The organism is Piscinibacter defluvii (genome assembly GCF_004011805.1).
In the GTDB taxonomy this organism is placed as follows: Bacteria; Pseudomonadota; Gammaproteobacteria; order Burkholderiales; family Burkholderiaceae_C; genus Piscinibacter; species Piscinibacter defluvii.
Genome location: NZ_ML137196.1, coordinates 125,213 through 147,133, shown reverse-complemented (window position 1 = coordinate 147,133; position 21,921 = coordinate 125,213). Strand labels below are relative to the sequence as shown.

The window sequence follows — 21,921 nt, the reverse complement described above, 5'->3', positions numbered from 1 at the left end:
GACCACGCGAGACCCGTAACGACGCGACGCCCACCCCCGCGACGATGGGGGCGTTCCCACCACCGGAGCACCTATGTCCTTCATCAAGACCTTCATCGACCAGGAGACGGCCCGCCGCCGCGACTTCCTGCTGGCCAGCGCCTACGGCCTCGTGGGCGCCGGCGCCGCCGGGCTCGGCCTGCCGGCCTTCGCGCAGGCCAACCTGCCGGTGGCCTGGAGCTACCGCGACCGCAACAACCCCTACTGGCATGCCATCGTGTCGGGCGGCGAATCCTTCCTCGAGAGCCTGGGGCGCAAGAAGGGCGAGCTGATCCACCTGCTGAACAACGGCAGCTCGGAGAAGTCGCTCGCCGACATCAAGGCGCTGCTGTCCAAGACCGGCGGCAAGGTCGCGATCGCCTGCGACGCCAACGACGCGCCGAACTGCCGGCCGGTGGTCGAGTCGGTGCAGAAGGCGGGCGGCTACATCTCGACGATCTGGAACAAGGAAGACAGCCTGCACCCCTGGGACTTCGGCGACCACTGGGTCTCGCACATGAGCTGGTCCGACGAGGGTCCGGCCGAGCAGACCGCGCGCATCCTGTTCAACGCGATGGGCGGCAAGGGTGCGATCGTGGGCGTCGGCGGCATCGCGGCCAACAACCCGGCCATCGAGCGCCGCAACGGCATGATGAAGGCGCTCAAGGACTTCCCCGGCATCGAGCTGCTCGACTACCAGCCCGCCGACTGGGCCACGCAGAAGGCCAACCAGGTGATGCAAGGTTTCCTGACGCGCTTCGGCAAGAAGATCACCGGCGTGTTCTGCGCCAACGACTCGATGGCCTACGGCGTGCTCGAGGCGCTGAAGGCCGACGGCCGCAAGCTGCCGGTGGTGGCCTACGACGGCAACCCCGAGGCGACCGACCTGGTGATCAAGGGCGACCTGCTCGCCACCTGCTTCACCAACCCGCACTGGGGCGGCGGCATCACCGCGGCGCTGGCCTACCACGCAGCCATCGGCAGCTTCAAGCCGAGCAAGGAACCGAAGGAGCACCGCGAGTTCTACGGCCCGACCATCCTGGTGACGGCCAAGGACGCGGCCGCCTTCAAGGCCAAGTACATCAGCGCCACGCCGAAGTACGACTGGAAGGACTTCTGGGGTCCGAGCCCCGGCGGCATCAAGTACAAGACGGCGTGACGGGACCACGGCGGTGATCACCATGCAACCCGCACCCGCCCTGCCGCCGCTGCGCCCGCTGGGCGCGGCGGCCGGCCCCGCCGCACCTCGGCGCGCGCCGCTGGCCGAGCGCCTGAGCCGCTGGGCGCCCACGCTGGTGCTGGTGGCGCTGGTGCTCGCCTTCTCGGCGGCCAACCCGCGCTTCCTGGACCTGAACAACTTCGCGCGCATCAGCATCGCCGCCGTGCCGGCGCTGATGGTGGCGATCGGCGTCACCTTCATCATCATCATGGGGTCGATCGACCTCTCGATGGAGGGCACGATCTCCACCACCGCGGTGCTGTTCGCGCTGGCGTTCAACCTGCTCGGCGGAAGCCTGCTGGGCTGGGGCTGGGTCGCGATTCCCCTGGCCCTGCTGGCCGGCGCGGCCATCGGCCTGGTCAACGGGCTGGTGCACGTGAAGCTGAAGATCCCGAGCTTCATGGCGAGCCTGGCGATCGGCTTCGTCGGCATGGGCCTGTCGGTGGTGCTGACCAGCGGCGACATCGTGCGCGTCAACGACGATGTGTTCCGCGCGCTGCTGTTCATGCGCGTCTTCGACTTCCCGCTCATGCTCTACGTCGCGCTGGGGCTGGTGCTGGTGGCCTGGTTCATCCAGCGCAACACCACGCTCGGGCGCAACTTCTACGCCGTGGGCGGCGGCGAGGACCTGGCGCATGCCTCCGGCCTGAACGTCAAGCGCGTGCGCGTGCTCGGCTTCGTGCTGGCCGGCGTGTTCTACGCGCTCGGCGCCATCTTCGCGGTGGCGCGCGGCGGCATGGCCGAATCGCTGACCGGCACCAACTACATGTTCCTGACCGTCACCGCGGTGGTCGTCGGCGGCACCTCGCTGATGGGCGGCAACGGCGGCGTCTGGAACACCGTGGTCGGCGTGCTGATCGTCAACGTGATCAACAACGGCATGGTCGTGATCGGCCTGCCGAACTACGTGCAGGACGGCGTGCTCGGCGTGCTGGTCATCCTGGCCGTGGTGCTGTCGACCAGCCGGCGGCGTGCCGGGCTGGTGAAGTGAGGTCGCCATGCTCGAATTCCGCAAGGTCGAGAAGACGTTCACCGGCGTGCGCGCCCTCAAGGGCATCGACTTCCGCGTCGAGCGCGGCGAGATCGTCGGCCTGGTCGGCGAGAACGGCGCCGGCAAGTCGACCCTGATGAAGGTGATCTACGGCGCCTACCAGCACGACGGCGGCGAGCTGCTGATCAACGACCGGCCGACCCGCTTCGGCAGCCCGCGCGAGGCGATGCAGCAGGGCATCGGCATGGTGTTCCAGGAGCAGTCGCTGATCCCGAACCTGTCGGTGATGGAGAACATCTTCCTCGGCTTCGAGCAGCAGTTCGTCAGCTTCGGCGTGATCCGCTGGAAGAAGATGGCCGAGGCCGCGCGCCGCCAGCTCGCCAAGGTGCACCTGGACGTGGACCCGTACGAGACCACCGGCAAGCTGTCGTTCGCGCAGCGCCAGATGGTCGAACTGGCGAAGGTGCTGACGCTCGAGGAACGGGTCGACGGCCACCTCGTCATCCTGCTCGACGAGCCCACCTCGGTGCTGGCCAAGGAAGAGGTGGCGCTGCTGTTCAGGCTGGTGCGCGAACTGCGCTCGCGCGCCTCGTTCATCTTCGTCTCGCACCGGCTCGACGAGGTGATCGAGATCTCCGACCGCATCTACGTGCTGAAGGACGGCGAGGTGGTCGACGTCGTGAAGGGCGGCGACGCCCAGGTCGAGGCCATCCAGCACAAGATGGTCGGCCGCGAGATCAGCAAGCAGTACTACCGCGAAGAGAAGCAGCACCCGCCGCGCGACGAGGTGCTGCTCGAGGCCGACGGGCTGACGCAGCACGGCCACTACCAGGACATCACGCTGAAGCTGCGCCGCGGCGAGGTGCTGGCGCTGGTGGGTGTCGAGGGCTCCGGCGGCGAGCCGATCATGCGCACGATCTTCGGGCTGGAGAAGCCCGACGCGGGCACGCTGACGGTCAAGGGCCGGCCGGTGACGCGCCATTCGGCCGCCGACGCGGTGGCGCGCGGCATCGGCTACATCCCGCGCGAGCGCAAGGTCGAGGGCATCGTTGCTGGCATGTCGGTGGCCGAGAACATCACGCTTTCGCAGACGGGGCGCTACAGCCGCGGTGGTGTGCTGCGTGTCGGCGCCGAGAAGGTGCTGGCCAAGGAATGGATCGATCGCCTGGAGATCAAGGCCCCCGGCGTGGACGCCAGCGCGGGCAAGCTCTCCGGCGGCAACCAGCAGAAGGTCGTCATCTCCAAGTGGCGCAGCGGCGGCTCGGACATCATCCTGCTCGACCACCCGACGCGCGGCGTCGACGTCGGCGCCAAGGAGAACATCTACGAGGTGATCCGCGAGATGTGCGCCGACGGCTGCGGCGTGCTGCTGATGGCCGACACGCTGGAGGAGGCGATCGGCCTCGCCCACACCATCGCGGTGCTGAAGGACGGCCGCATCCAGCAGTGGTTCGAGGGGCGGCCGGGCGCCAAGCCGACGCTCTACGACCTCGTGCACCACATGACCTGAAGGAGACGAGGCGATGACCATCGACCGCATCCGACCGCACCTGCCCTGGATCACGCTCGTCGTGCTGACGCTCGCCGTCAGCGTGATCAACCCGGTCTTCCTGCAGCCGGCGAGCCTGGTGCAGATGACCGCCGACGTGGCGACCCTGTTCGTGCTCGCGCTCGGCATCACGCTGGTGATCTACATCGGCGGCATCGACCTCTCGGCGCAGTCGGTGGCCAACATGACCACGGTGCTGGCCACGCTCGCGCTGCCGAAGTTCGGCATGTGGATGGCGCCGGCGGTGCTGGGTGTCGGCGCGACGCTCGGCTTCGCGTCGGGCTACGCGTCGACGCGGCTCAAGGTGCCCTCGTTCATCGCGACCCTCGCGGTCGGCGGGGTGGCGCTCTCGCTCGGCCAGTACGCCTCGGGCCAGCAGGCGGTGTTCATGGACGCCGAACTGCGCGACCAGGTGTTCGGCTGGGTCACCGGCAGCACGGCCGGCGTGCCGCACGAGATCTTCATCGCCGGCGCGCTGCTGGCGGTGCTGCTGTTCATCGAGCGCCGCACCACGCTCGGCCGCGCGCTGAAGGCGATCGGTGCCGGCGAGCCGGCCGCGGTGGCCTCGGGTCTGCGGGTGGATCGCTACAAGATCGCGGTCTACACGATCTCCGGGCTGATCGCGGCGTTTGCCGGGCTGATGTTCGCGGTCAAGCTGGCCGGCGGGGCGCCCAACATTGCGGAAGGTTTCCTGCTGCCGGCGATCGTCGCGGTGCTGATCGGCGGCACGCCGCTGACCGGCGGCGTCGGCGGCGTGCTGAACACGCTGATCGGCGCGCTGATCGTCGCGGTGATCCGCACCGCGATGGTCTACCTCGAGGTGCCGGCCACGGCGCAGCAGATCGTGTTCGGCGTCGTGCTGATCGTCGCGATCGCGCTGACGATCGACCGCAGCAAGCTGGCGATGGTCAAGTGAACTCTCTGGAGAACGGATGAAGGTGCTGGTGGCTGTGAAGCGCGTGCTCGACTACAACGTCAAGCCGCGCGTGAAGGCGGACGGTTCGGGCGTGGAGCTGGCCGGCGTGAAGATGAGCATGAACCCCTTCGACGAGATCGCCGTGGAAGAGGCGGTGCGGCTGAAGGAGAAGGGCGTGGCCACGGAGATCATCGCGGTCTCCTGCGGCGTCACCCAGTGCCAGGAGACCCTGCGCACCGCGATGGCCATCGGCGCCGACCGCGCCATCCTGGTCGAGACCAGCGAGGAACTGCAGCCCCTGGCCGTGGCCAAGCTGCTGCACGCGCTGGTGAAGAAGGAACAGCCCGGCCTCGTGATCCTGGGCAAGCAGGCCATCGACGACGACTGCAACCAGACCGGCCAGATGCTGGCCGCACTCGCCGAGCTGCCGCAAGCCACCTTCGCCAGCAAGGTCGAGGTGGCCGACGGCCAGGCCCAGGTCACGCGCGAGGTCGACGGCGGCCTCGAGACCCTCTCGATCAGCCTGCCGGCGGTGATCACCACCGACCTGCGCCTGAACGAACCGCGCTACGTGACCCTGCCCAACATCATGAAGGCCAAGAAGAAGCCGCTGGAGACGCTCAAGCCGGCCGACCTGGGTGTGGACGTCGCCCCGCGCCTGAAGACGCTGAAGGTGAGCGAGCCGCCCAAGCGCGGCGCGGGAGTGAAGGTGCCGGACGTCGCCACCCTCGTGGCGAAGCTGAAGAACGAAGCCAAGGTGATCTGAGCGTAAGGCGGACGCTCCGCGCCGCCCTACGTCGTCTCGTTCGACCGGACGCGGGTGCGCCGGTCAACTCGCCGGAATGATTGGAACCCTCGGATGTGCCTCCTCGTCATCGCAGAACACGACCACGGCGCCTTGAAGGGCGCGACCCTCAACACCGTCACCGCCGCGGCGGCCATCGGCGGCGACATCCACGTGCTGGTGGCCGGCCAGAACGCCGCCGGCGCCGCGCAGGCTGCCAGCACCCTGCAGGGCGTGACCAAGGTGCTGCATGCCGACGGCGCGAGCCTCGCGGAGCAGCTTGCCGAGAACGTCGCCGCGCAGGTGCTCGCGCTTGCGGGTGATTCGGCGAAGAACTACAGCCACGTCCTCTTCCCCGCCACCGCGCACGGCAAGAACGTCGCGCCGCGCGTGGCCGCGAAGCTGGACGTCGCGCAGGTCAGCGAGGTCTCCAAGGTGATCTCGCCCGACACCTTCGAGCGCCCGATCTACGCCGGCAACGCCATCGCCACCGTGCAGAGCACCGACGCGATCAAGGTGATCACCGTGCGCGCCACCGGCTTCGACGCCGCGGGGCCGGGCGGCTCGGCGGCCATCGAGACGATCGAGGCCGTCGCCGACAGCGGCAAGAGCCGCTACCTCGGCAGCGAGATCGCCAAGAGCGACCGGCCCGAGCTGACCGCAGCCAAGATCATCGTCAGCGGCGGCCGGGCGATGGGCAGCAGCGAGAAGTTCAACGAGGTGCTCACGCCGCTGGCCGACAAGCTCGGCGCGGCGCTGGGCGCCAGCCGCGCCGCGGTGGACGCGGGTTATGCCCCGAACGACTGGCAGGTCGGCCAGACCGGCAAGATCGTCGCGCCGCAGCTGTACGTGGCCTGCGGCATCAGCGGGGCGATCCAGCACCTGGCCGGCATGAAGGACTCCAAGGTGATCGTGGCGATCAACAAGGACCCGGAGGCCCCGATCTTCAGCGTCGCGGACTACGGCCTCGAGGCCGATCTGTTCGAGGCGGTGCCAGGCCTGTCCGCGGCGTTGTGAGCGAGCCGTTGCGCCTGGCCGACCTGACGCCCGGGCGGGCCTGGGAGACACCGGGCATCGTCGTCACCGAAGCGCATGTGGTGGCCTTTGCCGGACTCTCGGGCGACTTCTTTGCGCTGCACATGGACGACGAGTTCGCGCGGGCCCAGGGCTTCGAGGGCCGGGTGGCCCATGGCCTGCTCGGCCTCGCGCTGGTCGACGGCCTGAAGAACCGCGCCACGACCCAGCTCGACGCGATCGCCTCGCTCGAGTGGCGCTGGCGCTTCGTCGCGCCCATCCTCGTCGGCGACCGCATCCAGGCCCGCATCGAGGTGCTCGAGGCCCGCGCGAGTTCGCGGCCCGGCCGCGGCGTGGTCAGGCTCGCGCTGACGGTGCACAACCAGCGCGGCCAGCCGGTGCAGGAGGGCGTCAACACGCTGCTGGTGCGTGCCTGAGGCGTGCCGCGCCACTGCCGCTAACATCGCCCCAAACAACGACCGCGGCAGGAGATCATGGGCGAGAAGATGCCGTTCCGGGCACGCAACCCGGAAGCGACCAAGGCCGACATCCTGGCCGCCGCGCGCATCGAGTTCGCGAAGGCAGGCCTGTCTGGCGCGCGCGTCGACAAGATCGCCGAGCAGTCGGGCGCCAACAAGCGGATGATCTACCACTACTTCGGCGGCAAGGAGCAGCTGTTTGCCGCCGTCGTGGAAGACGCCTACACCAACATCCGCAGCCAGGAGCGCGGCCTCGGCCTGGACGACGTGCCGCCGGTGGAGGCGATGAAGCGGCTGGTGGAGTTCACCTGGCGCTACTACCTCGAGAACCCCGAGTTCATCACGCTGGTCAACAGCGAGAACCTGCACCAGGCGCGCCACATCGCCGGCAACAAGCAGCTGCGTAAGCTGCAGAAGGCCTATGTGGACACGGTCGAGGGCATCCTGAAGCGCGGCGAGGCCGAGGGCGTGTTCCGCCCCGGCATCGACGCCGTGCAGCTGTGCATCACGATCGCCGCGATCGGCTTCTACTACCTGAACAACCGCCACACCGGCGGCGTGCTGTTCGCGCTGAACTTCACCAGCCGCGAGGCCCTCGCGGCCCGGCTGAAGTTCAACATCGACACGGTGCTGCGCCTGGTGCTGGCCCACCCGGACCGGGACGCCTGAGCGGATGCCGACGCGGATGCCCGGACGGGCTCAGCGCCCCTCGAGGTAGCGCGCGTCCGACCAGCTGGCCAGCCACTCGGGCCGGAAGGCCACGAAGATGGCCGTCAGCATGCCGGTGGCAAAGGCCTCGCCCCAGGCCATCAACCAGTGGCCGATCAGCAGCGTATCCAGCTCGGTGCCGGGCGGCAGCGGCGTGGCGAACGAGGCCAGCGTGCCGGCCGCCATCATGGCCAGCGCGGTGACGATGAAGCCGCGCCCGAGGATGAACACGAACGGGTGGCGCGGCAGCCAGCGGCGTGTCGCCAGGCCGAGCAGCAGCGCCAGGCTGGCCACGGCGACGCCGTTCCAGGCCAGCAGGTTCAGCGCGGTGGCCCAGGGCAGCCCGGCGAACCAGCTGCCCAGCAGCGCGATCGGCACCAGGCTCAGCACCGCCAGCGGCCAGCCGAACATCAGCACCAGCAGCCCGGCGCCTGACAGCTGCAGCGCCACCCCGCCGGGCAGCGCGCGCTGCGAGGCCCACAGCCAGGGCAGCAGCACCAGGCAGGCCAGCCAGGCGTTGAGCGGAAAGCCCGCGCCGAACTGACGCCACGGCCGCAGCGCGGCCGACACGACCAGCGCCACGAGCACGATTGCCAGGTCCAGTCCCATGCGGCGATGCTAGGCCGGCAAGGCGCAGCGGGGCATGATCTGCGCCAATCCTGCCGGGCCGGTGCGGGTAAGCGCCGAGGGGGCGGGGCGGTGCAGGCGCGCTACGCTATGCCACATGAACCTGCCCGGCCGCGCGATCGACTTCTGGTTCGACTTCTCGTCGCCCTACTCCTACGTCGCCTCGGAATGGATCGACGCGCTCGCGGCGCGCCATGCCCGCACCGTGCACTGGAAGGCCATCCTGCTGGGCGTGACCTTCCAGGCCGCCGAGCTGAGATCGCCGGTGTCGCACCCGATCAAGCGCGAGTACTCGCTGCACGATTTCGAACGCTCGGCGCGTTTTGCCGGCGTGCCGGTGACGATGCCGGAGAAGTTCCCGATCCCGACGCAGAACGCGGCGCGCGTGTTCTGGTGGCTGAACGAGCGTGACGCCGAGCAGGCCAAGGCCTGGGCGCGCGCCGGCCTGCGCGCGTACTTCACGCGCGGCGTGGACCTGAGCGACCCGGCCGCCCTGCGCGCGCTGGCCGCCGAGTCGGGGCTGGACGCGGCGGCGGCCGAAGCAGCCTGGAACGACCCGGCCTGGAAGCTGCGCCTGAAGGCCGAGAACGAGGCCGCCATCGCGGCGGGTGTGTTCGGTGCGCCGTTCTTCATGATCGACGGCGAGCCCTTCTGGGGCAACGACCGCCGGCCGCAGATCGAACGCTGGCTCGAGAAGGGGCCGTTCTGATGCGCGTGGCCGACCAGCTGCGCATCCAGGCCCATGCCAACCGGCTCGCCAACCGGCGCCTGCACGAGGCGATGGCGGCGCTGACCGACGCCGAATTCCACGCCCCGCGCACCAGCTTCTTCCCGAGCCTGGCGCAGACGCTGAACCATCTGCTGGCGGTCGACCTGTACTACATCGGCGCGCTGTACGGCGATGCCGGGCTGGTGGCGAGCTACCGCGCCTTCGTGCCGGCCGCGACGCTGGCGGAGCTGGCCGCGCGGCAGCGCGAGAGCGACGAGCGGCTGATCCGCTTCTGCGCCACGCTCGACGATGCCGGCTGCGACGCGATGGTCGACATGGACCGCGGCACGCATGTGCAGCGCGACCGCGCCGGCCACGTGCTGGTCCACCTGTTCATGCACCAGACCCATCACCGCGGCCAGGCGCACGCGATGCTGGCCGGCACCGCGGTGGCGCCGCCGCAGCTCGACGAGTTCCTGATGCCCAGCGACGCGTCGTTCCGCGTCGCCGACATGGCGGCGCTGGGCTGGAACGAAACCGAGGTCTACGGCGCCTGACTGGCGCGTCGCCACTGCTCGGGCGTCTGCCCGGTCCACTGGCGGAAGGCGCGCGCAAAGCTCTTCGGGCTGCCGAAGCCGGCCTCGGCAGCCACCTGCTTGATGGGGCGCTGCGTGCGCGCGAGCAGCGCCAGCGCGGTGTCGCGCCGCACCTCGTCCTTCAGCGCCTGCAGCGGCCGGCCCTCGTCGCGCAGCTGGCGGTGCAAGGTGCGCACCGACACATGCAGCGCCTCGGCCAGGGCCGGCGCGGTGAGCACGCCGCCGCGCAGGAGTTCGCGCACGCGCTGGGCGAGCAGGCGGTCGCGCCGGTAGGGGCGCACGGTCAGCGGCAGGGCGCGCTGCAGCATCGTGCGCAGCGCGCGTTCGTCGCGGCGCAGCGGCAGGGCCAGGTAGTCGGCATCGAACACCAGCGCGGCGCGCGCCGCGCCGAATCGCACCGGGCCGGGGAACATGGCCGGGTAGGCGTCGGCGTGCGGCGGCGCAGGGAACGGGAAGGCCGCCTCGCGCAGCGGGATGCGTGAATCGATCGCCCAGCAGGCGAAGCCGTGCACCGAGCGCAGCAGCGTGACCAGCGCGATCTCGCGGTGCTCGCCCAGCGGCGCGCGCTCGTCGATCGCCAGCTTCGCCGCATCGCCGGCCGGCTCGAGCGACAGCAGCACGTCGTCGACCAGCAGGCGGTGGTGGCGGCACCAGCGCTTGAGCGCCACGCCCAGGTCCGGCGCGGTGATCGAGGCGCGGCACAGCATGCCGTAGCTGCCCCAGGGCAGGCGGCGGGAGAACCAGCCGAGCGCCTCGTCGTCGAGCTCCTGCATCGCGCGGGCGGAGAAGGTCTCCATCTGCAGCGCGTCGATGCGGGCGTCGGTGCGCTTCAGTTGCGCTGGCGTGATCCGTGCCTCCTGCAGGGCCCCGGACGGATCCCGCCCGGCCGCGCGGTAGGCCGCCACCATCGCGCGGATGAAGGCCATCGGCGTGAGCGCGGGCAGGCGGGCGGCGGGCATGCCCGAGTCTGGCGCGTGCTGGCATGATTTGCAACCTCGCTGGCGCCCGGCGCGCCGGCCCGGCGCCTATGCTGCAGGCCTCGTGCGCGCCCGGATGGCGCAGCCACCCGCCTTCGCCCACACTGCCCGCACCATGCCTGCGATCACCACCAAGCTGAACCCGCGTGCCGAGGACTTCAAGGCCAACGCCGCCGCGATGCGTGCGCTGGTCGACGACCTGAACGCCAGGCTCGCGCAGATCGCCCAGGGCGGCGGCGAGGCGGCGCGCGCCAAGCACGTGGCGCGCGGCAAGCTGCTGCCGCGCGAGCGCGTCGCGATGCTGCTCGACCCGGACACGCCCTTCCTCGAGATCGCGCCGCTCGCGGCGCTGGGCATGTACAAGGAAAAGGGCGGCGTCGACGCGGCGCCGGGCGCCGGACTGATCGCCGGCATCGGCCGCGTGTCCGGCCTCGAGTGCCTGATCGTCTGCAACGACGCCACCGTCAAGGGCGGCACCTACTACCCGATGACGGTGAAGAAGCACCTGCGCGCGCAGGAGATCGCGCAGCAGAACCGCCTGCCGTGCATCTACCTGGTCGACAGCGGCGGCGCCAACCTGCCGAACCAGGACGAGGTGTTCCCCGACCGCGAGCACTTCGGCCGCATCTTCTTCAACCAGGCCAACATGAGCGCCCAGGGCATCCCGCAGATCGCGGTGGTGATGGGCTCCTGCACCGCCGGCGGCGCCTACGTGCCGGCGATGAGCGACGAGTCGATCATCGTCAAGGAGCAGGGCACGATCTTCCTCGGCGGTCCGCCGCTGGTGAAGGCGGCCATCGGCGAGGTGGTCAGCGCGGAAGACCTGGGCGGCGGCGACGTGCACACCCGGCTCTCGGGCGTGGCCGACCACCTGGCGCAGGACGACACGCACGCGCTCGCGCTGGCGCGCCGCGCGGTGGCGCACCTGAACCGCAGCAAGCCGCAGCCGCTAAAGCTGCAGCCGCCGCGTGCGCCGCTGTACGACGCGGCCGAGCTGCACGGCATCATCCCGACCGACCCGCGCAAGCCCTACGACGTGCGCGAGATCATCGCGCGGCTGGTGGACGGCAGCGAGTTCGACGAGTTCAAGGCGCGCTACGGCACCACGCTCGTCACCGGCTTCGCGCACCTCGAGGGCATGCCGGTGGGCATCGTCGCCAACAACGGCGTGCTGTTCAGCGAGAGTGCGCTGAAGGGCGCGCACTTCATCGAGCTGTGCGGCCAGCGCAAGGTGCCGCTGATCTTCCTGCAGAACATCACCGGCTTCATGGTCGGCCGCAAGTACGAGAGCGAGGGCATCGCCAAGCACGGCGCGAAGATGGTGACGGCGGTCTCGACCGTCAACGTGCCCAAGTTCACCGTGATCATCGGCGGCAGCTTCGGCGCCGGCAACTATGGCATGTGCGGCCGCGCCTACTCGCCGCGCTTCCTGTGGATGTGGCCGAACGCGCGCATCTCGGTGATGGGCGGCGAGCAGGCCGCCAGCGTGCTGGCCACCGTCAAGCGCGACGGCATCGAGGCCAAGGGCGGCGCCTGGAGCGCCGAGGAAGAAGCCGCGTTCAAGAAGCCGATCCTCGAGCAGTTCGAGCACCAGGCGCACCCGTACTACGCCAGCGCCCGGCTGTGGGACGACGGCGTGATCGACCCGGCCGACACGCGCCGCGTGCTCGCGCTGGCGATCAGCGCCAGCCTGAACGCGACTATCCCCGAGCCGCGCTTCGGCGTGTTCCGCATGTGACGGTGATGGACAACGCCTACCTCACGCCCGAGCACGAGCTGCTGAGCGAGCAGGTCGCGCGTTTCCTCGCGCGCGAGGTCGAGCCGCACGGCGAGCGCTGGGAGCGCGAGGGCCGGGTGCCGCGGGACGTGCTGCGCAAGCTCGGCGACGCCGGGCTGCTCGGGCTGATGTACGAGAGCGGTCATGGCGGGGCGGAGGCCGACGCGCTGACCAACCTCGTGTTCGCCGAGGCCCTCTCGCAATCCACCTTCGCCGGCTTCGTGATCACCGTGCTCGTGCACACCGACATGGCGAGCCCGCACCTGCACCACGCCGGCACCCCGGCGCAGAAGGCGCGCTGGATGCCGGGCATCACCGCGGGCCGCACGATCACCGCGGTGGCGATCACCGAACCCGGCGCGGGCTCGGACGTGGCCGGGCTGCAGACCCGCGCACGCCGCGACGGCGACCAGTGGGTGATCGACGGCAGCAAGCTCTTCATCACCAACGGCGTGCACGCGGACCTCTACTTCGTCGCCGCACGCACCGGCACCGGCCGGCACGACATCTCGATGTTCGCGGTCGAGAAGGGCACGCCGGGCTTCACGGTCGGCCGCCAGCTCGACAAGACCGGCTGGCTCTCGTCCGACACCGCCGAGCTGGTGTTCGACGGCTGCCGCCTCCCGGTCGACCAGCTGCTCGGCGAGGAGCACCGCGGGTTCCGCGCGGTGATGAAGAACTTCCAGACCGAGCGCATCGCGCTCGGCGCGATGGCCGTGGGCCACTGCATGCAGGCGCTCGCCCTGACGCTGCAGTACGTGAAGGACCGGCGCGCCTTCGGCGGCCCGCTGTTCGACAAGCAGGTGGTGCGGCAGCGCCTGGCGATGCTCGACGCCAAGGTGCGCGCCGCGCGCCAGTACCTCTACCATTGCGCGTGGATGGTGACGCAGGGCAGGGACGTGGTGCAGGACGTCTCGCTGCTCAAGGCGCTCACCGGCGAACTGGTCAACGAGGTCGTGCAGGCCTGCCAGCAGTTCCACGGCGGCATGGGCTACATGCGCGGCACGGCGATCGAGCGGCTCTGGCGCGACGCGCGCATCCTGGCGATCGGCGGCGGCGCGAGCGAGGTGATGCTCGACGAAGCAGCCAAGCGCTACTGAGGTCCGCATGACAACCACCCTCGACATCCAGCGCAGCGGCCCGGTCGCGCGCGTGTTCCTCAACCGGCCCGAGGTGCGCAACGCGTTCAACGATGGCGTGATCGCCGAGCTGACCGAGGCCTTCGCCGCGCTCGGCACCGACGCCACGCTGCGCTGCATCGTGCTCGGCGGCCACGGCAAGGCCTTCTGTGCCGGCGCCGACCTATCCTGGATGCGCGCGATGGCCGGCTATGCGTGGGAGGAGAACCGCGCCGACGCGCAGCGCCTCGCCGACATGCTGTGGACGATCTGGCGCTGTCCGGTGCCCGTGGTCGGCCGCATCCATGGCGACTGCTACGCCGGCGGCGTCGGCCTCGCGGCGGTGTGCGACCTGCTGGTGGCGAGCGAGGCCGCGGGCTTCTGCCTCAGCGAGGCGAAACTCGGGCTGCTGCCGGCGACCATTGGGCCCTACGTCGTCAAGGCGATGGGCGAGCAGCAGGCGCGGCGCTGGTTCCTCACGGCCGAGCGCTTCGACGCGGCGCGGGCGCAGGCGATGGGCTTCGTGCACGAGGTGGTCGAGTCCGAGGCGCTGGACGCCAAGGTCGATGAGCTGGTGGCAACGCTCGTGGCCAATGGCCCGATGGCCGTGCGCGCCTGCAAGCGCCTGGTGCAGGACCTGGCCGGCCGCCCCATCGACGATGCTCTGCGTGCCGACACCGCGCGCCGCATCGCCGACATCCGCGCCAGCGACGAAGGCCGCGAAGGCGTGCAGGCCTTTCTCGCCAAGCGCACGCCGGCCTGGCGCGAACCGCAATGAACCCGGTGCCGCTCGACACCACGCAGTTGCTGGCGATTGCCGCGGCGCTCGGCTGGGCGAGCGGGCTGCGGCTGTACCTCGTCGTGTTCGTCACCGGCCTGGCGGGTTACCTCGGCTGGGTCGAGCTGCCGCACGGGCTGAAGCTGCTGCAGCAGCCGACGCTGCTCGGTGCCAGTGGCTTCCTGCTCGCGGTCGAGTTCTTCGCCGACAAGATCCCGGGCGTCGACACGCTGTGGGACGTGCTGCACACCGTCATCCGCATTCCCGCCGGCGCGGCACTCGCGGCGGCCGTGTTCGGCGGCGACCACGCCACCTGGGCCGCGGCGGCGGCGCTGCTGGGCGGCACGCTGGCGGCCACCAGCCATGTGGCCAAGGCCACCACGCGCGCAGCGGCCAACACCTCCCCCGAGCCGTTCTCCAACATCGGGCTCTCGCTGCTCGGCGACGCCGGCGTGCCGCTGGCGCTGTGGCTGTCGTGGCAGCACCCGCTGGTGTTCTTCGCGGTGCTGCTGGTGGCGCTGGCGCTGATGGTGGCGCTGATCGTCGTGCTCGGAAAGTTCCTGCGTGCGCTGCTGCGCCGCGTCGCCGGCTGGATGCGGCCGCGTTCCGCCTGAGGTCCTCATGTTCCAGAAGATCCTGATCGCCAACCGCGGTGAAATCGCCTGCCGCGTGGCCGCCACCGCACGCCGGCTCGGCATCCGTACCGTGGCCGTGTATTCCGATGCCGATGCACAGGCGCAGCACGTTCAGGCCTGCGACGAGGCGGTGCGCCTCGGCCCGCCCGCGCCGCGCGAGAGCTACCTGCGCGGCGAGCTGATCATCGAGGCGGCGAAGGCCACCGGTGCGCAGGCCATCCACCCCGGCTACGGCTTCCTGAGCGAGAACGAGGAGTTCGCGCAGGCCTGTGCCGATGCCGGGCTGGTGTTCATCGGCCCGCCGCCGTCGGCCATCAAGGCGATGGGCCTGAAGGCCGAATCCAAGCAGCTGATGGACAAGGCCGGCGTGCCGCTGGTGCCCGGCTACCACGGCGCCGATCAGGACCCGGCGCTGCTCGCGCGCGAGGCCGCGCGCATCGGCTACCCGGTGCTGATCAAGGCCAGCGCGGGCGGCGGCGGCAAGGGCATGCGCATCGTCACCAAGGCCGACGAGTTCGACGCCGCGCTCGCCTCCTGCCAGCGCGAGGCGCGCAACAGCTTCGGCGACGATGCGGTGCTGATCGAGCGCTACGTCACGCGGCCGCGGCACATCGAGATCCAGGTGTTCGCCGACACGCGCGGCGCCTGCGTCTACCTGTTCGAGCGCGACTGCTCGGTGCAGCGCCGGCACCAGAAGGTGCTGGAGGAGTCGCCCGCGCCCGGGCTCTCGGAGGCGCGTCGCGCCGAGATGGGCGCCGCGGCGGTGGCGGCGGCGCAGGCGGTGGGGTATGTCGGCGCAGGCACGGTCGAGTTCATCGCCGAGCCCACGCTTGATGGCGACCTGCGCTTCTTCTTCATGGAGATGAACACACGGCTGCAGGTCGAGCACCCGGTGACCGAGGCGATCACCGGGCTCGACCTGGTCGAGTGGCAGCTGCGCGTGGCGGCCGGCGAGCCGCTGCCGCTCGCCCAGCACGAGATCCCGCGCCGCGGCCATGCGATCGAGGCACGCCTGTGCGCCGAGAACCCGGACGCGCAGTTCCTGCCGGCCACCGGCCGGCTCGACGTGTTCCGCACCCCGCCGGGCGCGGCCGCGTTCGAGCTCGCCGACGTCCGGCTCGACGCCGGCGTGCGCGAGGGCGACAGCATCTCGCCGCACTACGACTCGATGATCGCCAAGCTGATCGTGCACGGCGCGGACCGCGCGCAGGCGCTGGCCCGGCTCGATGCCGCGCTGGCGCAGGTGCACATCGTCGGGCTGCACAACAACGTGGCCTTCCTGCGCCGGGTGCTGAAGAGCCGCTCGTTCGCGCAGGCCGACCTCGACACCGCGCTGATCGAGCGCGAGCGCGCCGTGCTGTTCGATGCGCCGCCGCTGCCGCTGGAGATCGCGGCGGCCGGCGCGGTGGCCCATGCGCTGGCCAGCGAGGCGCAGGGGCAGGATGCGGACCCCTGGTCGCGCCGCGACGCCTGGCGGCTGCACGGCGCCGCGCTGCGCCGCTTCGACCTCGAGGTGCACGGCCGGCACGAGGTGTTCATGCTCGAACGTTCGCACCGCGGCGAGCAGGTGCTGGTGCACGGCGCGCAGCGCTGGCCCTATGCCTGCGCGGCCCGTGGCGGTGCGCGCCACGAGGTCACGCTCGGCTCACGCCGCTGGGCGCTGGCGGTCTACGCGGTGGGCGAACGGCTGGGCGTGTTCACGGCCGAGGGGGCGGCGCTGCTGACGCATGTCGACCCGATCGCACACGCCGGCGAAGGCGCCGGCGAGGGCGGGCGGCTCGCCGCGCCGATGCCCGGCAAGGTGATCGCCCTGCTGGCGCGGCCCGGCGAGGCGGTCAAGCAGGGCCAGCCGCTGGCGGTGATGGAGGCGATGAAGATGGAGCACACGCTGGCCGCGCCGCGCGACGGCACGGTGGCCGAGCTGCTCTATGCGGTGGGCGACCAGGTGCTCGAGGGCGAGGAACTGCTGCGCCTGGTGCCGATCGAGTGAGGTTCCGGTGAGCTCAGTGCGGCTTCGTCGGCGCGGCGCGCTTCAGCCAGCTCGACGGGTTCAGCCAGCTGGTGGAGCCGGCGCTGGTCTCGTCCAGCCCGAGCGGGCGCGACACGCCGAAGCCGGTGGTGTTGCTGGCCCAGGCCGCGTCCTGCGGCGCGGGCTTGGCGGCGGCGCGGCTGTCGGCACGGTCGGCGTGGCGCAGGCGGCGCGCCAGCGTGGCCAGCTCCGGGTCGCCCGAGGCCTCGCAGACGAACATCGCCTCGCGTGCGTCGGCCCCGCCCTTCATGAGGCTTCCGATCTCCACGTCCTCGCCGTACTGGCGCAGCAGCGCAAAATGGATGCGGGTGGCGATGCGCAGGCGGGTACTGATGTCCACAATCGGTCCTTCCGTGTGTTTGTATCTTCCTGTATCAGGCTCGGTAACACCATCCCTACGTGAGGGGAAGCGGCAGTGCCGCGCGACTTCGAGGCGAGACTTTTTTCATGATTCCGTCGTCCGTGATCCTCGTCGACGTCGGCCCGCGTGACGGGTTGCAGAACGAGAAGCAGCCGGTCAGCGCTGCGCACAAGATCGAACTTGTGCATCGCCTGCAGGACGCCGGCCTGCGCGAGATCGAGGTCACCAGCTTCGTCAGCCCGAAGTGGGTGCCGCAGATGGCCGACAACGCCGAAGTGATGGCCGGCATCCGGCGCCGTCCCGGCGTGCGCTACTCGGTGCTGACGCCCAACCTGAAGGGCCTCGAGGCGGCCCTGCCGACCCGGCCGGACGAGATCGTCGTGTTCGGCGCGGCGAGCGAGGCCTTCAGCCAGCGCAACATCAACTGCTCGATCGCCGAGTCGGTGGACCGCTTCGCGCCGGTGGTGCAGCAGGCCAGGGCTGCCGGCATCAAGGTGCGCGCCGCGATCTCCTGCGCGCTCGGCTGCCCCTACCAGGGCGAGGTCGGCGCCGACGAGGTGGAGAAGGTGGTCGTGCTGATGAAGGGCATCGGCGTCGAGCACTGCGGCATCGCCGACACCATCGGCGTTGGCACGCCGAGGCGCGTGCAGGCCGCGATGGAGCGCGCCCTGAAGCACTTCCCGCTCGCCGAGGTCAGCGGCCACTTCCACGACACCTACGGCCAGGCCCTGGCCAACATCTACGCCTGCCTGGAAATGGGCATCCACGTGTTCGATGCCAGCGTGGCCGGCCTGGGCGGCTGCCCGTACGCGAAGGGTGCGACCGGCAACGTGGCCACCGAGGACGTGCTGTTCATGCTGAACGGCCTGGGCATCGACACCGGCATCGACCTGGACAAGCTGGTCGATGCGGGGGCATTCATCTCCGGCGTGCTCGGCCGCCCGCCGGTCTCGCGGGCCGGCAAGGCACTGCTGAGCAAACGCGATAAGGCGGCGGCATGAGCTCGGTGATGGAGGACCGACCCGAGGGCTTCCGCCGCGTCGTGCAGGCGCTCGCCGAACGCGGCCACCCGCATGCGCCGGTGTGGCTGGAGGTGGCGGCGCGCACCTCGCAGGAGGCGGCCGATGCGCTCGGCGTCTCGGTGGGCCAGATCGCCAAGAGCGTGATCTTCCGCCGCAAGGCCGACGAGGCGGCGGTGCTGGTCGTCACCTCGGGCGACCGGCGGGTCGACGAGAAGAAGGTCGCCGCCCAGGTGGGCGCGATCGGCCGGGCCGATGCGGACTTCGTCAAGGCACGCACCGGCTTCACGATCGGCGGCGTCTCGCCGCTCGCCCATGCCACGCCGCCGGTCACGCTGATCGATCGCGAGCTGTTCCGCTTCGGCGAGATCTGGGCTGCGGCCGGCCACCCGAACGGCGTGTTCCGCCTCAGCCCGGCGCAGCTCGAGGCGCTCACCGGCGCGCCGGTGGCGGACGTGGTGCAAGTGCAGGCATGAGCAGCCCGGTCCCATCCCCCTGCGTCAACGTGTGCCGCATGAACCTGCGCACCGGCTGGTGCGAGGGCTGCCTGCGCACCATCGACGAGATCGCCGCCTGGTCCACGCTCGACGACCAGGCCAAGCGCGCCGTCTGGGCGCTGCTGCCGGCCCGGCGCGAGGCCGTCGCTGCGCAAGGCCCGTCGGAATGAAGCAGCTGCAGTTCTGGTTCGACCCGGTCTCGCCCTATGCCTGCCTCGCGTTCGAGCAGCTGCCGCAGGCGCTCGAGGGCCTGTCCTACAGCGTCGACTACCGGCCGGTGCTGTTCGCCGGGCTGCTGAAGCACTGGGGCCAGAAGGGGCCGGCGGAGATCGAGCCCAAGCGCGCCTGGACGTTCCGCGAGGTCGCCTGGCAGGCGCATGTGCTGGGCATCCCGATGCAGACGCCGGCACAGCACCCGTTCAACCCGCTGGCGCTGCTGCGCCTGCTGGTGGCCTGCGCGCCGGAAGGCGGCACGCCGAACCGGCTCGCCTGCGAGACCGTGCTGCGGCACGTGTGGCGCGGCGAAGGGGCCGATGCCAACGAGCCGGCGCGGCTGCAGGCGCTGCGCGAGGCGCTCGCGCCGGCGCGTGATCCGGACGGCGAGCCGGTCAAGCAGGCGCTGAAGGACGCCACCGCCGCGGCGCTGGCGCGTGGCGTGTTCGGCGTGCCGACCGTCGAGGTCGACGGCCGGCTCTTCTGGGGCCTCGATGCGCTGCCCATGCTCGCTGCCTACCTGCGCGGCGACGCCTGGTTCGACGGCCCCGCCTGGGACGCCGCCGGCGCGCCGCGGCCGGGTGTCCGGCGCGGCTGACCGCCGGACTCAGGGAAAACCATAGTGTCGCGCCCGGGAGGGCCGACGAAGCTGGTTTCACGAGGGGCGGAGGGCCCGCGTGTCAGCTTCGGTTCAGCCCCGCGTCAGCCCCTGTTGGCCAGCCGTCAGAGCTTGGTCAGACGTTTCTTCGACCATGCGGTCAAGGTCCCGTCGGGGCCCGCGACTCAACGTGAGGAGACTGCGTCATGGAAGACGATCTGGTGCGGCGCATAGCCAGCCACCCGAAGTACCAGGAACTGAAAGCCAAGCGCTCCAGCTTCGGCTGGTGGCTCACGCTGGCGATGATGGTCGTGTACTACGGCTTCATCCTGCTGGTGGCCTTCAACAAGGAATTCCTGTCGACCAAGCTCGGTGCCGGCGTCATGACGGTCGGCATCCCGATCGGCTTCGGCGTCATCGTGTTCACGGTCGTCATCACGACCATCTACGTGCTGCGCGCGAACAGCCAGTACGACGACCTGACCGACGCGGTCAAGAAGGCGGTGCTGAAATGAGCGGCTCGTTCGTCACCACCCGGCGCGTGCTCACGCTGCTCGCGCTGTTCGGCGTCTCGTTCGCGGCCTGGTCCGCCGGCGCCGACCTCGGCCAGGCGCAGAAGCAGGCCACCAACTGGACGGCCATCGGCATGTTCGGCGTGTTCGTGCTGGCCACGCTCTACATCACCAAGTGGGCCGCGGCCAAGACCAAGTCGGCGGCCGACTTCTACACCGCCGGCGGCGGCATCACCGGCTTCCAGAACGGCCTGGCGATCGCGGGCGACTACATGTCCGCGGCCTCCTTCCTCGGCATCTCCGCCGCGGTGATGGCCTCCGGCTTCGACGGCCTGATCTACTCGATCGGCTTCCTGGTCGGCTGGCCCGTCATCACCTTCCTGATGGCCGAGCGGCTGCGCAACCTGGGCAAGTTCACCTTCGCCGACGTGGCCGCGTTCCGCTTCGACCAGAAGCCGGTGCGCATCTTCGCCGCCTCGGGCACGCTGGTCGTCGTCGCGTTCTACCTGATCGCGCAGATGGTCGGCGCGGGCCAGCTCATCAAGCTGCTGTTCGGCCTGGAGTACTGGATGGCGGTGGTGATCGTCGGCGCGCTGATGATGGTCTACGTGCTGTTCGGCGGCATGACGGCCACCACCTGGGTGCAGATCATCAAGGCCTGCCTGCTGCTCGGCGGCGCCACCTTCATGGCCTTCATGGTGCTGTGGAACTTCGGCTTCAGCCCGGAGGCGATGTTCGCCAAGGCGGTCGAGATCAAGGCCGGCCTGGCGACGGGCAAGACGGCCGAGGAGGCCGCCAAGATCGGCCAGTCGATCATGGGCCCGGGCAACTTCGTGAAGGACCCGATCTCGGCGATCAGCTTCGGCATGGCGCTGATGTTCGGCACCGCCGGCCTGCCGCACATCCTGATGCGCTTCTTCACCGTGCCCTCGGCCAAGGAAGCCCGCAAGTCGGTGATGTGGGCCACCGGCTGGATCGGCTACTTCTACCTGCTGACCTTCATCATCGGCTTCGGCGCGATCACCTTCGTGCTGACCAACCCGCAGTTCCTCGACGCCAAGGGCGGTCTGCTGGGCGGCGGCAACATGGCGGCCATCCACCTCGCCAACGCGGTGGGCGGCAACGTGTTCCTCGGCTTCATCTCGGCGGTGGCCTTCGCGACCATCCTCGCGGTGGTGGCCGGCCTGACGCTGTCGGGCGCCTCGGCGGTCTCGCACGACCTCTACGCCACGGTCATCAAGCAGGGCAAGGCCGACAGCGCCTCGGAGCTGAAGGTCTCGCGCCTGACCACGGTCGCGCTGGGTGTCATCGCGGTGGGCCTGGGCATCGCGTTCGAGAAGCAGAACATCGCCTTCATGGTGTCGCTGGCCTTCGCGATCGCGGCCTCGGCCAACTTCCCGGTGCTCTTCATGAGCGTGCTGTGGAAGGACTGCACCACCAAGGGCGCGGTGATCGGCGGCTTCCTCGGGCTGATCTCCTCGGTCGCGCTGACCGTGGTCTCGCCCTCGGTGTGGGAGGCGACGCTGGGCAACCCGAAGGGCTCGGCGCTGTTCCCCTACACCTCGCCGGCGCTGTTCTCGATGACCATCGGCTTCATCGGCATCTGGCTGTTCTCGATCCTCGACCGCGGCGCGCGCGCCAAGGTCGACCGTGACGGCTTCCTGGCCCAGCAGGTGCGCTCGGAGACGGGCATCGGCGCGGCGGGGGCCTCGGGCCACTGAACGGCTAGAGATTCCTCAATCCCCACGACGGGACGGCTGGCACACTGCCGCCGTCCCGTTCGTGTTTCCGCGCTCT

General features: G+C 70.4%; 24 protein-coding genes. 21 read left to right on the top strand and 3 right to left on the bottom strand.

Translation table 11 applies throughout. The annotated features are described in order from the left end of the window. Positions 1 to 73 precede the first annotated feature (73 nt). The 8 genes from D9C15_RS00650 to D9C15_RS00615 all read left to right on the top strand — a co-directional run bounded on the left by D9C15_RS00650 (position 74) and on the right by D9C15_RS00615 (position 7,639). On the top strand, positions 74 to 1,177 hold the full coding sequence (locus D9C15_RS00650; protein ID WP_127995499.1) for a sugar ABC transporter substrate-binding protein: 1,104 nt from the start codon (positions 74 to 76) through the stop codon (positions 1,175 to 1,177). A gap of 22 nt (positions 1,178 to 1,199) precedes the next feature. Next, positions 1,200 to 2,228, top strand: coding sequence for an ABC transporter permease (locus D9C15_RS00645; RefSeq protein ID WP_127995498.1), 1,029 nt, complete (start codon positions 1,200 to 1,202; stop codon positions 2,226 to 2,228). 7 nt (positions 2,229 to 2,235) lie between these two features. Continuing rightward, the gene (locus D9C15_RS00640) at positions 2,236 to 3,738 is read left to right on the top strand and encodes a sugar ABC transporter ATP-binding protein (RefSeq protein ID WP_127995497.1); all 1,503 of its coding nucleotides are present in this window, start codon (positions 2,236 to 2,238) and stop codon (positions 3,736 to 3,738) included. 13 nt (positions 3,739 to 3,751) lie between these two features. Beyond that, positions 3,752 to 4,693, top strand: a complete 942-nt coding sequence (locus D9C15_RS00635; RefSeq protein ID WP_127995496.1) for an ABC transporter permease — start codon at positions 3,752 to 3,754, stop codon at positions 4,691 to 4,693. 16 nt (positions 4,694 to 4,709) lie between these two features. Further along, positions 4,710 to 5,459, top strand: coding sequence for an electron transfer flavoprotein subunit beta/FixA family protein (locus tag D9C15_RS00630; RefSeq protein ID WP_127995495.1), 750 nt, complete (start codon positions 4,710 to 4,712; stop codon positions 5,457 to 5,459). Positions 5,460 to 5,552: 93 nt separating this feature from the next. Further along, positions 5,553 to 6,494, top strand: a complete 942-nt coding sequence (locus D9C15_RS00625) for an electron transfer flavoprotein subunit alpha/FixB family protein (RefSeq protein ID WP_127995494.1) — start codon at positions 5,553 to 5,555, stop codon at positions 6,492 to 6,494. An 8-nt stretch (positions 6,495 to 6,502) separates the two neighbouring features. After that, entirely contained in the window at positions 6,503 to 6,928 is a 426-nt protein-coding gene (locus tag D9C15_RS00620) for a MaoC family dehydratase (RefSeq protein WP_240668241.1), read from the top strand. Positions 6,929 to 6,985: 57 nt separating this feature from the next. After that, positions 6,986 to 7,639, top strand: coding sequence for a TetR/AcrR family transcriptional regulator (locus D9C15_RS00615; RefSeq protein WP_127995492.1), 654 nt, complete (start codon positions 6,986 to 6,988; stop codon positions 7,637 to 7,639). Between the two features lie 30 nt (positions 7,640 to 7,669). Here the strand turns inward: D9C15_RS00615 and D9C15_RS00610 are convergent, their stop codons facing one another. Further along, entirely contained in the window at positions 7,670 to 8,287 is a 618-nt protein-coding gene (locus D9C15_RS00610) for an energy-coupling factor ABC transporter permease (RefSeq protein WP_127995491.1), read from the bottom strand. Positions 8,288 to 8,402: 115 nt separating this feature from the next. Here D9C15_RS00610 and D9C15_RS00605 point away from each other — a divergent pair, with 115 nt between their 5' ends. Beyond that, positions 8,403 to 9,014: a 2-hydroxychromene-2-carboxylate isomerase gene (locus tag D9C15_RS00605; protein WP_127995490.1), complete on the top strand. Its 612-nt coding sequence runs from the start codon at positions 8,403 to 8,405 to the stop codon at positions 9,012 to 9,014. After that, the gene (locus D9C15_RS00600) at positions 9,014 to 9,571 is read left to right on the top strand and encodes a DinB family protein (RefSeq protein ID WP_127995489.1); all 558 of its coding nucleotides are present in this window, start codon (positions 9,014 to 9,016) and stop codon (positions 9,569 to 9,571) included. The genes D9C15_RS00605 and D9C15_RS00600 overlap by 1 nt, the downstream gene beginning before the upstream one ends. Here D9C15_RS00600 and D9C15_RS00595 read toward each other — a convergent pair. Then, the gene (locus D9C15_RS00595; RefSeq protein ID WP_240668240.1) at positions 9,559 to 10,569 is read right to left on the bottom strand and encodes an AraC family transcriptional regulator; all 1,011 of its coding nucleotides are present in this window, start codon (positions 10,567 to 10,569) and stop codon (positions 9,559 to 9,561) included. The genes D9C15_RS00600 and D9C15_RS00595 overlap by 13 nt on opposite strands. A gap of 133 nt (positions 10,570 to 10,702) precedes the next feature. Here D9C15_RS00595 and D9C15_RS00590 point away from each other — a divergent pair, with 133 nt between their 5' ends. The 5 genes from D9C15_RS00590 to D9C15_RS00570 are packed head-to-tail and all read left to right on the top strand — an operon-like array spanning position 10,703 to position 16,885. After that, positions 10,703 to 12,325: a carboxyl transferase domain-containing protein gene (locus D9C15_RS00590; RefSeq protein ID WP_127995488.1), complete on the top strand. Its 1,623-nt coding sequence runs from the start codon at positions 10,703 to 10,705 to the stop codon at positions 12,323 to 12,325. A gap of 5 nt (positions 12,326 to 12,330) precedes the next feature. Further along, a complete protein-coding gene (locus tag D9C15_RS00585) occupies positions 12,331 to 13,464 on the top strand; it encodes an acyl-CoA dehydrogenase family protein (RefSeq protein WP_127995487.1) in 1,134 nt (377 codons plus the stop codon). Between the two features lie 7 nt (positions 13,465 to 13,471). After that, positions 13,472 to 14,260, top strand: coding sequence for an enoyl-CoA hydratase/isomerase family protein (locus D9C15_RS00580; RefSeq protein ID WP_127995486.1), 789 nt, complete (start codon positions 13,472 to 13,474; stop codon positions 14,258 to 14,260). Beyond that, on the top strand, positions 14,257 to 14,874 hold the full coding sequence (locus tag D9C15_RS00575) for a DUF4126 domain-containing protein (RefSeq protein ID WP_127995485.1): 618 nt from the start codon (positions 14,257 to 14,259) through the stop codon (positions 14,872 to 14,874). Before D9C15_RS00580 ends, D9C15_RS00575 begins: the two co-directional genes overlap by 4 nt. Positions 14,875 to 14,881: 7 nt before the next feature. Continuing rightward, positions 14,882 to 16,885, top strand: coding sequence for an acetyl/propionyl/methylcrotonyl-CoA carboxylase subunit alpha (locus tag D9C15_RS00570; protein WP_127995484.1), 2,004 nt, complete (start codon positions 14,882 to 14,884; stop codon positions 16,883 to 16,885). 13 nt (positions 16,886 to 16,898) lie between these two features. Here the strand turns inward: D9C15_RS00570 and D9C15_RS00565 are convergent, their stop codons facing one another. Beyond that, on the bottom strand, positions 16,899 to 17,264 hold the full coding sequence (locus tag D9C15_RS00565; RefSeq protein ID WP_127995483.1) for a hypothetical protein: 366 nt from the start codon (positions 17,262 to 17,264) through the stop codon (positions 16,899 to 16,901). 107 nt (positions 17,265 to 17,371) lie between these two features. Between D9C15_RS00565 and D9C15_RS00560 the strand changes: the two genes are divergently transcribed. The 6 genes from D9C15_RS00560 (at position 17,372) to D9C15_RS00535 (ending at position 21,845) form a co-directional block, all read left to right on the top strand. Next, positions 17,372 to 18,286 carry a hydroxymethylglutaryl-CoA lyase gene (locus D9C15_RS00560; protein WP_127995482.1) on the top strand — a complete coding sequence of 305 codons (915 nt, stop codon included), beginning with the start codon at positions 17,372 to 17,374 and terminating at the stop codon, positions 18,284 to 18,286. Beyond that, positions 18,283 to 18,780, top strand: a complete 498-nt coding sequence (locus tag D9C15_RS00555; RefSeq protein ID WP_127995481.1) for a YbaK/EbsC family protein — start codon at positions 18,283 to 18,285, stop codon at positions 18,778 to 18,780. The genes D9C15_RS00560 and D9C15_RS00555 overlap by 4 nt, the downstream gene beginning before the upstream one ends. Beyond that, a complete protein-coding gene (locus D9C15_RS00550) occupies positions 18,777 to 18,971 on the top strand; it encodes a DUF1289 domain-containing protein (protein ID WP_127995480.1) in 195 nt (64 codons plus the stop codon). The genes D9C15_RS00555 and D9C15_RS00550 overlap by 4 nt, the downstream gene beginning before the upstream one ends. After that, positions 18,968 to 19,612, top strand: a complete 645-nt coding sequence (locus D9C15_RS00545) for a 2-hydroxychromene-2-carboxylate isomerase (RefSeq protein ID WP_127995479.1) — start codon at positions 18,968 to 18,970, stop codon at positions 19,610 to 19,612. Before D9C15_RS00550 ends, D9C15_RS00545 begins: the two co-directional genes overlap by 4 nt. A gap of 206 nt (positions 19,613 to 19,818) precedes the next feature. Then, the gene (locus D9C15_RS00540) at positions 19,819 to 20,127 is read left to right on the top strand and encodes a DUF485 domain-containing protein (RefSeq protein WP_127995478.1); all 309 of its coding nucleotides are present in this window, start codon (positions 19,819 to 19,821) and stop codon (positions 20,125 to 20,127) included. Then, positions 20,124 to 21,845 (top strand): cation acetate symporter, encoded by a 1,722-nt coding sequence (locus tag D9C15_RS00535; RefSeq protein ID WP_127995477.1) that lies wholly within the window; start codon positions 20,124 to 20,126, stop codon positions 21,843 to 21,845. Before D9C15_RS00540 ends, D9C15_RS00535 begins: the two co-directional genes overlap by 4 nt. Positions 21,846 to 21,921 lie beyond the last annotated feature (76 nt).

Bases quoted from the DNA above. Each gene is read 5' to 3' on its own strand.
- D9C15_RS00605 (WP_127995490.1), top strand. From the start codon at position 8,403: ATGAACCTGCCCGGCCGCGCGATCGACTTCTGGTTCGACTTCTCGTCG.
- D9C15_RS00580 (WP_127995486.1), top strand. From the start codon at position 13,472: ATGACAACCACCCTCGACATCCAGCGCAGCGGCCCGGTCGCGCGCGTG.
- D9C15_RS00595 (WP_240668240.1), bottom strand. From the start codon at position 10,569: ATGCCCGCCGCCCGCCTGCCCGCGCTCACGCCGATGGCCTTCATCCGC.
- D9C15_RS00535 (WP_127995477.1), top strand. From the start codon at position 20,124: ATGAGCGGCTCGTTCGTCACCACCCGGCGCGTGCTCACGCTGCTCGCG.
- D9C15_RS00625 (WP_127995494.1), top strand. From the start codon at position 5,553: ATGTGCCTCCTCGTCATCGCAGAACACGACCACGGCGCCTTGAAGGGC.
- D9C15_RS00635 (WP_127995496.1), top strand. From the start codon at position 3,752: ATGACCATCGACCGCATCCGACCGCACCTGCCCTGGATCACGCTCGTC.
- D9C15_RS00645 (WP_127995498.1), top strand. From the start codon at position 1,200: ATGCAACCCGCACCCGCCCTGCCGCCGCTGCGCCCGCTGGGCGCGGCG.
- D9C15_RS00640 (WP_127995497.1), top strand. From the start codon at position 2,236: ATGCTCGAATTCCGCAAGGTCGAGAAGACGTTCACCGGCGTGCGCGCC.
- D9C15_RS00650 (WP_127995499.1), top strand. From the start codon at position 74: ATGTCCTTCATCAAGACCTTCATCGACCAGGAGACGGCCCGCCGCCGC.
- D9C15_RS00570 (WP_127995484.1), top strand. From the start codon at position 14,882: ATGTTCCAGAAGATCCTGATCGCCAACCGCGGTGAAATCGCCTGCCGC.
- D9C15_RS00615 (WP_127995492.1), top strand. From the start codon at position 6,986: ATGGGCGAGAAGATGCCGTTCCGGGCACGCAACCCGGAAGCGACCAAG.
- D9C15_RS00540 (WP_127995478.1), top strand. From the start codon at position 19,819: ATGGAAGACGATCTGGTGCGGCGCATAGCCAGCCACCCGAAGTACCAG.
- D9C15_RS00560 (WP_127995482.1), top strand. From the start codon at position 17,372: ATGATTCCGTCGTCCGTGATCCTCGTCGACGTCGGCCCGCGTGACGGG.
- D9C15_RS00555 (WP_127995481.1), top strand. From the start codon at position 18,283: ATGAGCTCGGTGATGGAGGACCGACCCGAGGGCTTCCGCCGCGTCGTG.
- D9C15_RS00590 (WP_127995488.1), top strand. From the start codon at position 10,703: ATGCCTGCGATCACCACCAAGCTGAACCCGCGTGCCGAGGACTTCAAG.
- D9C15_RS00600 (WP_127995489.1), top strand. From the start codon at position 9,014: ATGCGCGTGGCCGACCAGCTGCGCATCCAGGCCCATGCCAACCGGCTC.
- D9C15_RS00630 (WP_127995495.1), top strand. From the start codon at position 4,710: ATGAAGGTGCTGGTGGCTGTGAAGCGCGTGCTCGACTACAACGTCAAG.
- D9C15_RS00545 (WP_127995479.1), top strand. From the start codon at position 18,968: ATGAAGCAGCTGCAGTTCTGGTTCGACCCGGTCTCGCCCTATGCCTGC.
- D9C15_RS00610 (WP_127995491.1), bottom strand. From the start codon at position 8,287: ATGGGACTGGACCTGGCAATCGTGCTCGTGGCGCTGGTCGTGTCGGCC.
- D9C15_RS00575 (WP_127995485.1), top strand. From the start codon at position 14,257: ATGAACCCGGTGCCGCTCGACACCACGCAGTTGCTGGCGATTGCCGCG.
- D9C15_RS00550 (WP_127995480.1), top strand. From the start codon at position 18,777: ATGAGCAGCCCGGTCCCATCCCCCTGCGTCAACGTGTGCCGCATGAAC.
- D9C15_RS00585 (WP_127995487.1), top strand. From the start codon at position 12,331: ATGGACAACGCCTACCTCACGCCCGAGCACGAGCTGCTGAGCGAGCAG.